Origin of the sequence: Pseudoalteromonas sp. RW-H-Ap-1, assembly GCF_048318575.1 — a bacterium.
Taxonomy (GTDB): Bacteria; Pseudomonadota; Gammaproteobacteria; order Enterobacterales; family Alteromonadaceae; genus Pseudoalteromonas.
In genome coordinates this window covers 448,085-461,151 of the sequence record NZ_CP166997.1, presented here as the reverse complement: position 1 = coordinate 461,151, position 13,067 = coordinate 448,085, and the positions used below count along the sequence as shown (strand labels likewise).

The window sequence follows — 13,067 nt, the reverse complement described above, 5'->3', positions numbered from 1 at the left end:
AGCGGTATTATTAACCGATCTCTGGGATTTTAGCTACAAGACGTAAAGAAGACGTTAATTCTTCCATTTGTAACCAAGGTTTCAACCAAGCAACAGCGTTGTAGGCACCAGGTTGACCTGGGATCTCTTTTACAGATACTTTTGCATCTGCAAGAGGGTAACGTGCTCTGATGTCTTGACCACCGCCCTCTGTCGCATTTACATATGACAGAATCCAACGGTTTAACCATGATTCAACGTCTTCAGCTTCCATAAAGCTACCAATCTTATCGCGTGCCATTACTTTTAAGTAATGCGCAAAGCGAGAAGTTGCCATTAAGTATGGTAAACGAGCTGAAATAGCAGCGTTAGCCGTAGCATCAGGTGTTGAGTAAATTTTTGGTTTTTGACAGCTTTGACCGCCAAAGAAAACAGCATAATCAGTATTTTTATAGTGACATAGAGGTAAGAAGCCTAACTGACTTAACTCTGCCTCACGACGATCTGTAATGCCAATTTCTGTTGGACACTTAAGATCTGGATCACCATCATCACTAGTGAATATGTGAGTCGGTAAGCCTTCCACTTTACCGCCACCCTCTGCACCACGAATAGCAGTACAGAAACCGTATTGAGAAAACGCAGCGGTCATGTTAGTTGCCATAGCGTATGCTGCATTACTCCAACAGTAATCACCATTATCAGTGCTCACTGAACGACCGTCTTTTGGCTCAACTTCAAACTCTTCGTAGTTGAACTCTTCAACAGGTTTAGAAGCAGCACCATAAGGTAAACGCGAAAGGAAACGCGGCATAGTAAGTGATACAAAGCGTGAATCATCGCTGTCTCTAAATGAGCGCCATTTAGTGTATTCTAATGATTCAAATACTTTTTCTAAATCGCGTGGCTTAGTAAGCTCTTCCCAATTATCAAAACCGAATAAAGACGGTGAAGAGGCAGCAATAAATGGACAGAATCCAGCTGCAGCCACATTAGACATTAAGCTCAATGTTTCAACATCTTCAGGGTGATTAGTAAATTCAAAGTCACCTACGATAGTGCCATATGGTTCACCACCTGGGGTACCAAATTCAGACTCGTAAATTTTCTTGAAGGTTTGGCTTTGATCAAACTCAACGGCTTTACTTAAATCTTTATGAAGCTCTTTTTTCTTCATGTTTAAAACACGAATTTTTAATGTAGAACTTGTTTCAGAGTTCATCACTAAGTGATGCAAACCGCGCCATGAGCCTTCAAGCTTTTGAAACTCATCCGAGTGCATTACCACACTTAGCTGTTTTGAAATTTTTTGATCGATTAACTGAATAGCTTCATTAAACGTCACAGTCATGTTTTTATTCCATTGAACTGTGCCTTTTAACGCTTCTTCTGTTAATGTTTTTAGTAATTCTTCAGCACGGCTCGACTCTGTTTGTTTAGTCGCGCCAATTGCTTGCTCTAATAGTGAAGAACTTACTTCTGATACCGATTCTGATTCTGTTGCTAATTGTTCAGTGCTCATTTATCAGTCTCCTCTAAGTTAAGTTCTTTAGCCATCGAGTCTAAGCTTGCTGTATTACTTAATACTTCTTCGAGTACATTTTCAAGCTCTTCTGAGCGGTCAATCTTGGTCATCAAGTCACGCAGCTTGTTGCGCGTTTCCATCAATTTGCGTAAAGGCTCTACTTGATTTACAACCGCAGCAGGCTCGAAATCGTCAATCGACTTAAAGTTCAAGTTAACTTCAAACTGAGAACCATCATCCGTTAATGTATTGTCTACTTTTAAACGCAGAGAAGGACTCATACGTTTTAAAACATCATTAAAGTTATCACGATCAATTTGAATAAAACGTCTATCTTTTAGTGGTTTAAGTGCTTCTGTGTTATCACCAGAAAAATCACCCATTACACCTACTACAAAGGGTAATTCTTTTTTTACTGCCGCGCCCTCAGTTTCCACATCATAAGTGATATGTACTCTTGGTTTACGAACTCGTTTTAACTTATCATGGATACTCATTGAGAACTCCTTTTACTATGTTTCAGTTTCGCTGATCTTAATGCCAGACAACTTAAAGTATCCAGTCCTAGCATCACTATCTGTAATTAACTCATTTAATAACTCAGGTAGCGATAATTCGCTCCATCGAATAACTTGTTCTATCGTGTAAGACATTGGTGAATGAGGTTCAGTCTTTCTGAAAAATGTCGCAATTTCTTGAAGTTTTTTTATTGCGTTTTCTCTCGAATCAATCTCATCACTGACACGCTTTTTAGGTTGCGCTGAGTCTACTTCTATCTCATCCTCAACCACTTCTTCTTCAGGCTCAGCATTTGCCTTATCTAATGCAATTTGTGCTGCTTCAAGTTTATCTGCTGCAACATGATTTACCGCAGCTAAGCTCACTTCTAATGCTTGTTTAATATTAGATGTAGGTTGTGGCTCACCCGTCACCTTATCCATAACCTCACTCAAAGCGGCAAACTTTTCTATCGCATCTTCAATATCATTTTTTAAAGATACAAAAAACTCGGTACTGGTTTCGGCTGCACTTTTTTCAAGCTGTTCAAAATCAACGGCACCTTGGGTTATCTTCTTTTCGCGTTTTTCATCACTTAAACGTGAAATGTCATAACCTTGCTGATATTCCCAAAAAGAAAAAGGATCCATACTGACACTGTCTGTCATGTATATACTTTTAATTGGAATAATTAACGTACCTTCACCAGCACTGCCATTTAAGCCAACTAATGCAGATACTTTGTCTGAAATTTCATCACCGTCATCAAGTGTTGGATAAAGTGACTCAAAATGATGTTCCAAAAGGTGCTTAGCAACACTAAAACCAAACGCAATGCCTTTAAAGCCATGAACGCGGCATAAGCCTTCAATTAGCCAAGCTAGGTATTCTATATCTTTACTTTCGGTTTTAATTGCCTCACTACATTGCTCAAGTAGCGGAATCCAATCTCGAGAAAGCGAAGCAATTCCTTCTTCATCGACTAGCGCATTTCTTTCAGCCGCACGAAGTTGGTTTCTTAAATCTTTTAAGGCGTAGTAAGTAGACGTTGGAGAGACATCTGAGCGCGGATCAATACCTGCAAACTCAGTATCTGAAATAGGGGAAATATACTCTTCAAATAAAAACATTCCATTGTCCTAAATATTATCCATATTCTCTAAAGCTTAGAGCGGAGATAATATTACATTCTTTAAATTAAATTACAAGCTTCAGCACCATTGTGCCGATAAGCTGGCTAATGTTATTTTGTAAATAATTGAAATAACAGTTTTTTGTTCCTGATATATTTACAACTTTTTTCTCAAATATACTAAAACAGGCTTAATCAGCTACTTAGTGAACAATGGAATCGTTGCCTCGTCTTGTAAATTACAAGATTGTATCGATTGATTGGCATCTACATCATCATATTTTACTAATATACAAGTTACGTTATCTTTAGCACCTCTGACTAACGAGGAGTGCATTAAAGCCATTCCTGAATCAATTATGCTACTTGGCTCTAATGACAAACATATGTCTTCATCTGATAATTCACCGGTAAGACCATCTGAACATAATAAAAAGATATCGCCCTTGTTTATATCACCCTCAATTACATCCACCTTCACTTCATCCATTACGCCAACAGCACGAGTAATAACGTTAGATAATGGGTGGTTTTTAGCTTCTTCAACAGAAATCATTCCCTCGTCGATTAAGTCATTAACTTGACTATGATCTCGAGAAACTTGCGTTAGTTTACCATTGCGTAATAAGTAAGCTCTGCTGTCACCAGCCCATAATATGTAATAGCGCTCATTCTTAACAAACAAAGCGGTTACCGTACTGCCTGCTGTTTTATTGCTTAAGTATTCAGCGCTATATTGAGTTAGTTGCTTATTTGCATCTTCTATGGCGCTAATAATGTGGTTTACGGTCAAGTCTTCTAGCCTTAGCTTTTCAACGGTAGTTCTAATCACATCAACCACTAATTGACTAGCAACTTCACCCGCTTCATGCCCACCCATTCCGTCAGCCACGACCCATAAGTTATGGCTGTTAATTTCCACGTGCGCATCTTCATTAAGCTGCCTCACTGCACCTCTATGAGTAATGGCATAACTTGTACTTAAATTACTAATCACTATTCTTTACCTGTGTGTAATTCCATTCCCAATGCTTCCAACGTCCATCCAGCATAGCGGCTACTTGATTAACCGGCGGCAAAGCTGACGTGATCAGTACCATAGGCTTAATATTGCAAGAACCATGAGTCCACCAAACACTGTAATCACCATACTTTTTATGTAAAATCGCATGCATGGCATCTTGTAAAATATGGTCGCTTAACTCAGTGCCTGAAAACTCTAGAGCGATTGCTTGTTTGTTTTTATCTTTTGAATTGGCATAACTTACTTGCTTTTTATTTGCAGCAACGTCACTTAGTGTACTAGCCAGTTCTTTTCGCCAAGAAAACAAATCCACGGAGCCATCAAGTACTTTAAGAACAGCATCTTCGTATTCTAGAGAAAAAACACCAGAATGAAGCACATCAACCGGAGCAATATGAGTTGCACGAGTAACAGTGAGTGGATAGTGCCTTCCTACTGCATCCATACTGGGTAATAACGTACCCATAATGCCAGTATCACCAACAATGTTTGGGCTCAATGCAAAGTGCCAAACCGGGCCAGTAAGGTAGCTTTCTTGCCAAACATCACCAAGTTGCTCTTTACTCACAGCGATGGCAGCTTGCAGCCATTGCTCCCAATGCTCTGAGAACTCTTTAGTTACATTATCTTGAACAAAGTCGCCTAAACAAGGAACCTTGCCAAGATAACCAATATCTACAATCGGGTCGGACATGAAAACTTCTCTACACTGCTGTTCCAAAACGGATGCCTGATTGAGCTAGGCAGTAATTCTACTTTTGCGTTGTTACCCATCAAGGAGAAATGTAACTCTAGATCTTGACGTGTTTTGCTGCGCTTTTCGCTTAGCTCATCTAGCATTCGATAAAGTGACCACTCACCTTGATAAGTTGTATTAATTGAACGTCCACCGTTTGGTGGTGTAAACACAACGCGGGTTTTACTTTGACCACTAGCGCCAGGCCATACAAAATTTGTAACCTTAAGGGGACCATGGCGATAAATCATTGACTGGCCATCAATTTCAATCATTAAACTAGATACCGTTTTATCTAAATTAAAAGTACGTAAGCCAAACTCAATTCGAGGGGTATCACTACCACGTTCAAAAAATGCGGTTTGAATTTTGAAAGCATGCTCAAACATTTTTAAGGTGTTATTGCTAATACCAATATCTTTTTCAAATTTCCACGGGCTAGAGCTCATATCCACACTCGGAGCTACATAGCTATTAAAAAAGTTATCTATGGTGCCATTAGGGCCAAAGAAGCGAGTAAAGTCTTTAATGCTTACCTCTTTTTCAGCCTGCGGAGCAAATGGGTAACGCCCCACAATTGCCGCGTTATACTCGCGCAACACTTTGCTTTTCCAAATTTCATTTAAATGTCTGTTGGCACTATTTTTGGTGATGTTGCTAGTATCTCTACTTATATCAAGTAACCAACTATTGAACGGATATGGCAAATCACTACTTTGGTACTCTAATTGACGAATAAAACTCGGTTTACTCTTACCACTTATTTGATCTTTAATTGAGTATTTAAGCTGGTCGCCTCTATCAAGTTTAGTTAGATAAATATTCAACTCTCTTAAGTTTTTCTGAATATTATCAAGCTGCTGAATGTCTATATCGATAATGTCTTCAAACGCCTCTTCGACTTGATAGCCCGGTAGCTCTACCTCAAACTTAGGCGCCTCGTCAGGTAAAAAGCGTTTAATTCGATTTGCTTTCGTTTGCATCGCAACCTTAGCTGCATTCGCGGCAATATCCCCTGCGACCTTTTGGTTTTCAGAGATAGGTAGCTTAGTTAATTGAACATTCTTTTTAACTGCATTGATGATATTTTTTATTGGCGCTTCTGAGCCTGCTAAAACATCAGTAATGTTCACACCCTCAGCAGGTGAGCTGTACTGATTAAGACTCAAGTCATCTAAAAACGACTGCCAATAATAAATATAATCTTGAAAATAACGTTGCTCTAGCTTCTTTTCTATCTCTGCTTTAGAAATATCATACGTGCCTGAGGCTTCTTGGCCATACACCCAGCTACTGGCCATTAAGTTGCCAAGCATTTTCCCTTTTTCAATATTAAAAATGCCATGGAAACCGTTAAAAGTGTATAAACCTGGAATACTGCGCGTTAGATCACCATTATTACGAAACGTAAACTTTTGCGCACTTTCAAAGCTAATAATATCGGTTAATCTAAAAGGCGGAATACTGCTATCAAGAAAATCAGCTTGAAGTCGTTGGTATGCTCTTTCTGCAATCGGTAGTTTCGTAAGTTCTGCACGAGCTACTCGAACCGCCTGATTATCTATTTCAGTTTGTGTTACGCCCTCTTTTAACAACGCAGCAATATGGTTCATCAGCTCATTACGCGTCTGCATGTTCAAATCACCAGGCAAATTTCTATCTAAATATGCACTAAACCAAACGTAAATATCTTCACTTTCAAAATATTCAGGTTTAAATAACATTAAGTAGCATCTGAGCGTTTCATATAGATAGCTCAGATGTTCTGAATGAGCCTCCATTTCCTTTATTAACGTGTTTGCAATGAAGGGCTCTAAATAGGTTTGTAAGGAACGTTTATAAGCATTAGTAGAAGATTCTTTAATTTCAGTAAGCTTATTAAAGCCAACTGAAGATGCATCTTCAGGATCAATTAACTGAGCATTGGTTGCTGGCAAGTTTCTCAATGCATTTAATCGGTCATTTAGTACCAGTAGATTATTTCTATCAAAAGAGGATGCATCTAATTCTTGGTAGGTGGTAATTGCTTCATCTGTGGCATCAATTAAGTTGCTATTCCAAGCAAAGCTAAAATACCAAGAAATTGAAAAACCGAACAAAGCAATACACGCAAGTGACACACTAGCAACTCGAAGCCACTTATTTTGTTTGTCATGGTGTTTGTTAGTACTTGCTAAGTTTTGCTCAGGAAAAATAACGCTCTCTAAAACATTTTTAATAAAAAAACTTTTAGATTGGTTTATATAATCGGTTTTACCTGCACTAGCATCATTTAAAAAGCTTGAAGGGGTACCCTCTTGAGTGGCGCTGGTTAAATACACGCCTCTGAACATAGGTAACTCTTCATAAGCGTTAGGAGTAAAAATCTCTTTTAAGAAGTCATCAGCTACCCCTTGTAGCACACGTAGCTGTCTGGGGAATTCAAAGATTTTAGCTCGAATAGCTTCATTGCGCTCGTTGATCAGTCGGCGGTTCAACATCTCTGTAAGTTTAGAAATTAAAGCATGGAATTCTTTGTTGAATGCATCGACTTGAGTATCTTTATCTAAATCAAGCTCAAAGGTGATCCCCCAGACTTGTTCACATTCTTCCTCTGTAAGTTCGCCAAAGAACTCCCTGAATCCTTCAATTAAATCTACTTTAGAAAAAATAACATAGACAGGAAATGTCATACCAAGCTGGTTTTGTAGTTCTTGAAGGCGTTGTTTTATAGCTCGTGCATGAAGGTTTCGCTCAGTTTTGGTCTGACTCATAAGTTCAGAAATACCCATACTGATCATTACCCCATTTATAGGGCGTAATGGGCGATGTTTTCTTAGTAACCCGAGAAAGCCTTCCCATGCTCTAGAGTCGTGTTTAGCGTGGCTACTTTGCGTTGTGTAACGACCAGCTGTATCGATTAATACCGCTTTATTGGTAAACCACCAATCACAATTGCGCGTACCACCAACACCATGCACTAAATCAACTCCAAGCTTATCCTTTAATGGGTAATCTAGGCCTGAATTATGAATAACCGTTGTTTTACCTGCGCCAGGTGGACCAATCATGATATACCAAGGTAATTGGTATATATTTTTACCTTTAAATAGTTTTACGTCTTTGAGTAAATCTATGGCTTCATTCATTCTGGTTTTTAAGGTGGTTATTTCTTCGTTAACTTCACTACTATTTGCATCGTTGTTATCTATTAACTCATCTGCCATTTTTTCATCACGTTTGCTTTGCTGCATAAGGCGATAAATTTTAGTCACAGAAAAAACAAGTAGTATCAATAAAATAGTTAGTAGTCTTGCTGCAACACCGGCTAGCGGTACATAATCTGCAATCGCAATTAGGGGACCACCGAACCAAATTAATAATGATAAGGCTAAAAAACCGATAATTAAAATAGCGGTTCGAGACGTTAGTGCGTAGGTTATTTTTTTAAATTTTTGTGAGAAACTCATTACAGCCTCATTAAAATAATAGATCGATTTCAATTCTGCGGTTTAACGACCGAGAAGCTGAATCTGAATTGCTGGCGATAGGCTCTGCTGCGCCCTTTCCTTCTGGCCATAGACGACCGCTCAAATTGGTGCTTTTAGCCATTAAATTAGCAACTTGTGTTGCTCTAGCTAAAGATAGATGCCAATTAGAAGGGTACTTATCAGTACTAATTGGTAAGTCATCTGTATGACCTGTTATGAGGACTCGCCCTTTAGTTCCTTCTAGGCTTAACGCTAACTTTTCTAAAATAGGCTGGAATGAAGGGAGAAGTTGTGCGTCTCCTTGCTTAAACAAGTTTTCACTATTAATTGTAATGCGGATCCCATCGGAGGTTTTAGCAACGGCGACAATCCCCATTTTAATCTCTGTTTGCAACAACTGTTCAAGTACTCGTAATTGCTGATCTTTTTTATCAACAGTTTGGTTAACTGCTAAGGGGTGAATACCTGCTAGCTTTTCATTAATAGCTACAACATCGTTATTCAGCTTCATATTTATTGATAAATAGATCATCAATAATATGAGCCCCAATACCGAAAATATGACCCAAAGTGGAACTTGATTTCTCAGTTCAACACCCGCTGCTACTCTTTGCTTCCAGTTTGGAGACAGCTTATTGTTAATTGGCCCATTAAGTTGGTTTAATAAATGATAGAGTTGTGAACGGTATTCTTCGATTTTTGTATCACCACCAGCACCTAGGCGATATTTACCTTTAAAACCTAAATTCAAGCAGTGATATTGCAACTCTAAAAATTGTTGATTTCTCTCTGGTTGAGCTAAGCCTGAATCAAGTAGCGTGTAAAAATATTCACCGCCAAAGGTTTCTTTATGAAAGGTAGAAAGTAGGCTTTCATCCGCCCACTCCATTGAACTCCATTTTGAGTTCAATACAGACTCATCAAGAATGGCGCACAAACAATAGCGCGAATTATTGATCACTTCTTTTGATAAGTGCTGATTGCGAACTTCTACTTCAAATCGCTTGATAGCCTCAACACAACGATGTTTAAGCGCTGCAAGGTTGCTCATTTCAAGCGATTGATTGATTGAAATTACAAGAGAAAAACAATCGGTTGCCGCTTCTAACAAAGGGTTTTTAAATATCGATACTTTGTTACTACCTAATGATTTTGCAGAAGGCGGCTCGACCGACATCACTGTTTTATCAGCATCATTTTGTGCCGGGTTGCTACTTGGCGTATTTCGCCCTAATCGACCTGGGCGAGGTTTGATAATGGTTTCGTCCATTGAAACTCTTCCTTTTAAAAAGTTAAGTTCTTATCGCCCAAAGGCTTAATTGTAGCTCTGGGTAGTTTCCTGAGAGGTGAATAGCAATTCCCCCACTAGAACGTAATTTATCCCAATGTTCACCATGCCTATTTAATTCAAAATAATGAAAGCCAGCATGATAAGGAATTTGTCTTGGTGCTGTTGGTAAATTACTAATCGTAATACCTGGAATTTGGTTATTTACCAGATCTCGAATAGTTTCTACACTGCCAATTTTAATTTGCGAAGGTAGAATTTTTCTTAATTCTTCATGGGGCACACTTGCTTTAATTGCTAATACAAATTGAGCTGAATTGAGAATAGACTTATCTTTTAACGCACCAAAAGAAATACCAAATTTACTTTGCTCAAGTTTAATTTCAGTTGCTGTTTGCTCAATAACATGGCTCAACGACTGGTATAAAAAGTTAACCACTTCATTAAATACCTGCCCTAAATTAGTATGGTCATAATTGGGTAATTTAGGCACTCTCTTATTAGCAGTGCTGAAGGTTGATAACTCGCCCGCAAGCTCAATTAAACGACTGTAAAATACATTAGGGTGTAAACTATTGACACTAAGTAAGTTATTAAATATCGCATCATACTTATTTAATGTTTGTAGCATGATAAAATCTGCAACTGAAGAACTTCCTGCATAGCCCTGACTGAGCCTTGCGGCGATGCTTTCAGCGCGTTGCTTTATCATTGAGCCTATTTCTCTAACTAGCCCTGATAAAGGTTTACATTGCCCTACTTTTAAAGATGGAGGAATATACTTTGCATCTAACTTTATTTGCCCTTCACTACTTACATCTATAATTCTAGCTAAAGGTAATACGATATAGCCTGAGTGATCATCAGACGACAGCATCAATTTGCTATACACTTTCGCAACTTGAATAATTTCTTGAGATTGCGCTCCTAATAAATCATCGCTCACAGACAGGTCATTGAGTTTATAACGAGTCACTGTATTATCGTCGGCTGAAGATATATTAATCCCGCTATTTTTTAGCGCAGGGATGGCAAGATAAACAACTTCATCAAAAACATCTTTATTAACCACCAACGGTTCAGGTAGCGACGTTGATTGAGGCATATCTATTGGTAATAAGTCTGGAGTGATTGCTGATAATGCGTCCACGGCAAACTGCCCGCTGTTAAGTAATTCATTATCAATACTTATATCAATTATCCCCCATGGATCAGCAAGGTTGCCACTGCAAACTTGCTTGATAACATTGGAAATATATTTGTCTGCTTGTTGGAAGTGCTGAGGTCTTAAAAACATTCCTTCAGTCCAAGCAACACGAGTGTTATCACCCATTTTAAAAATCCTTTTTTATTGCTCTCTCATGTATGTCGCAATTGCTTCTACATTAATATTGATATCGTCATAGCCGGTAGGGTCAACTTCTATAACCGCTCTCCACCTTGCTTGGTCTATATTTCTATAAGCAACAACAACCCCAACGTAACGAGTATTACGATTAAGGCTCATTTTATATTGCTGCACAGAATCAGGCTGAAGTTCTAATTCATCTTTTTTTAATAAGTCAGGTCCGAGGATCTTTTCTGGTGTGTCGTACAAGCTAAAAAAGTCCTGCGTGTCAAAAATAGTTCTTGAGCTGAGCTCAAAAATTTTCATTACCACTGGAGAAGGACGTTCTGATGTATCTGGATTAACATTTTTAGATACATTAATGATCAGATCGGTAGAAGGGGGTACGATTTTATTCATCGTAGAACATCCCATTACCAAAAATAGTAAACTAAAACTCAATAAGTAGAGCTTAACTTTGTACATTATTTACTTTCCTTTCTAGTGCGTTTCTTTGATTCGATCGTTGTATGCCTTTAAGAAATCATCTGACATTGCCATGGCGCCTTTAGTGTTCACTTCCTGAGAAATATCATCATATAAACTTTGATATAATTTCCAGCATTTAGACTCTATTTGACCAGGGATAATTTTTAACACGTTAGAATTATCGTTTGCCTGTTGATTAATTTGCATGGGAGAAACCTGCGACAACATCCCTTTTAACACGCCATCTGCACCAGCGAGTAATGCATGCTCATGCTTACGTGTGTCTATAAAACTTTCTTTAATAGATTCATTCGAAGACAGAAAGCTTGCACTATTTTTTATGAACAAGTTCTGAATAACGTCATCAATGTTGGCAGAAAATTTTAATGGATTGTTTTGCTCAGCCTGAAACATCGTATGATTCAATCTTAATTTGTTTTTTACAATCGCGCGTTGACGTAAAGATTCCATAAGCTCAGTGAGCAATAAATTAAGCCCTTGGCCCATTTCAAACCACAGCTTTTCATTATCTAACGAATTTTTAAGTTCCTCTTTAATTCCCAACCCTTTTAAAAACGCATCTGATAACGCCTTGTCACTTTGAACCACGTTTTTTACTGGTGCAGACTGTATCTCAGGCTTGTGCTCATTAGCGTGGCTATTTGAACGGGGGGTTCTTGAATAGGCGCAGGAGTATCAACAGGTGCTGATGAATTGCTAACATTATTGCCAATGTCAAAATCATCGGTATTCATAAGTCGCGTTAATTCATCCCAGTCTTCAGGAATATGATTATCAGTTTGTTGCTGCGCAGTCACTGATATCTCAGGCATCGACTCATTCATAATCGAGTCATCGAATGAAGGTATAGACTGCTCAGCCGGTTGAGAATTTTGCGCAGCGAAAGTATCTACTGATTGAAAATGACTTGGAGCAGAATTACTCACATCGGCTTGTTGAGCTGATGTTAGCACCACATTGACTTGAAAATCGCCAATGGTTAACACGTCACTGTCTGATAAACGTTGTTTGTTGCCTTGACCAAGCGGCGCTACGGCAAAATTGATAAATAATCCATTGGTTGAATTATCGTATACGTAAAAAGAGTCACCTTCTTTTTCTATTATGCCGTGTTTACTTGAGATTATTTTTTCGGGATCAGGTAAGTGCCAATCGCACGCTTCAGAGCGACCAAAAGTTAATGAATCTGTTACAGTTTTAGTGGCTTCTATTTCAGGTGAAAGTCTGTGATAACTAGTGATGTTTAGTATCAGTTCCATTTGATAAGTCAGTCCCTTATATCATTATTGTGAACAGGATAAAGTAGAAGCGAAACTATTGTCAACATTGAAATTAACACAAGAAAATATTGCGCTATTGATTTTGTCTCTAAAACAAGACGTTTGATAAACAAATTATACAGCGATGAAATATTTTACCGTAATGCTTTATAACTAGACCGAAAATAGCCTTCTTAGAGACTCCTTCTAGCTTTAAACCGACTTTTTCAATTTACAGTAAGGGAAATTTACCAACGATAATATGTCATTCAGGCATTGCTATAATTGTATATTTTTGTAAAATACATGCTCATATCAG

11 protein-coding genes are annotated in these 13,067 nt (G+C 38.3%); all 11 read right to left on the bottom strand.

What is annotated here, in order from left to right; genetic code table 11:
• Positions 1-10 precede the first annotated feature (10 nt).
• Positions 11-1,501, bottom strand: coding sequence for a type VI secretion system contractile sheath large subunit (gene tssC, locus AB8618_RS18465; protein ID WP_010389377.1), 1,491 nt, complete (start codon positions 1,499-1,501; stop codon positions 11-13).
• Entirely contained in the window at positions 1,498-2,001 is a 504-nt protein-coding gene (gene tssB / locus AB8618_RS18460) for a type VI secretion system contractile sheath small subunit (protein ID WP_010389380.1), read from the bottom strand. The genes tssC and tssB overlap by 4 nt, the downstream gene beginning before the upstream one ends.
• Positions 2,002-2,016: 15 nt before the next feature.
• Positions 2,017-3,132: a type VI secretion system protein TssA gene (gene tssA, locus AB8618_RS18455; protein ID WP_413403553.1), complete on the bottom strand. Its 1,116-nt coding sequence runs from the start codon at positions 3,130-3,132 to the stop codon at positions 2,017-2,019.
• 201 nt (positions 3,133-3,333) lie between these two features.
• A complete protein-coding gene (locus AB8618_RS18450; RefSeq protein WP_413403551.1) occupies positions 3,334-4,131 on the bottom strand; it encodes a PP2C family protein-serine/threonine phosphatase in 798 nt (265 codons plus the stop codon).
• Positions 4,124-4,852 carry a type VI secretion system-associated protein TagF gene (tagF, locus tag AB8618_RS18445; RefSeq protein ID WP_138605849.1) on the bottom strand — a complete coding sequence of 243 codons (729 nt, stop codon included), beginning with the start codon at positions 4,850-4,852 and terminating at the stop codon, positions 4,124-4,126. Before tagF ends, AB8618_RS18450 begins: the two co-directional genes overlap by 8 nt.
• Positions 4,834-8,343, bottom strand: coding sequence for a type VI secretion system membrane subunit TssM (gene tssM, locus AB8618_RS18440; protein WP_413403549.1), 3,510 nt, complete (start codon positions 8,341-8,343; stop codon positions 4,834-4,836). The genes tagF and tssM overlap by 19 nt, the downstream gene beginning before the upstream one ends.
• A 10-nt stretch (positions 8,344-8,353) precedes the next feature.
• A complete protein-coding gene (gene tssL, locus AB8618_RS18435; RefSeq protein WP_413403547.1) occupies positions 8,354-9,634 on the bottom strand; it encodes a type VI secretion system protein TssL, long form in 1,281 nt (426 codons plus the stop codon).
• Positions 9,635-9,656: 22 nt separating this feature from the next.
• Positions 9,657-10,985, bottom strand: a complete 1,329-nt coding sequence (gene tssK, locus AB8618_RS18430; protein WP_138605843.1) for a type VI secretion system baseplate subunit TssK — start codon at positions 10,983-10,985, stop codon at positions 9,657-9,659.
• Between the two features lie 15 nt (positions 10,986-11,000).
• Positions 11,001-11,465, bottom strand: a complete 465-nt coding sequence (gene tssJ, locus AB8618_RS18425) for a type VI secretion system lipoprotein TssJ (protein ID WP_413403545.1) — start codon at positions 11,463-11,465, stop codon at positions 11,001-11,003.
• Positions 11,466-11,480: 15 nt separating this feature from the next.
• Complete coding sequence (tagH, locus tag AB8618_RS18420) at positions 11,481-12,077, bottom strand: type VI secretion system-associated FHA domain protein TagH (RefSeq protein ID WP_418157357.1); 597 nt, start codon at positions 12,075-12,077, stop codon at positions 11,481-11,483.
• Between the two features lie 5 nt (positions 12,078-12,082).
• On the bottom strand, positions 12,083-12,748 hold the full coding sequence (gene tagH, locus AB8618_RS18415; protein ID WP_418157356.1) for a type VI secretion system-associated FHA domain protein TagH: 666 nt from the start codon (positions 12,746-12,748) through the stop codon (positions 12,083-12,085).
• Positions 12,749-13,067 lie beyond the last annotated feature (319 nt).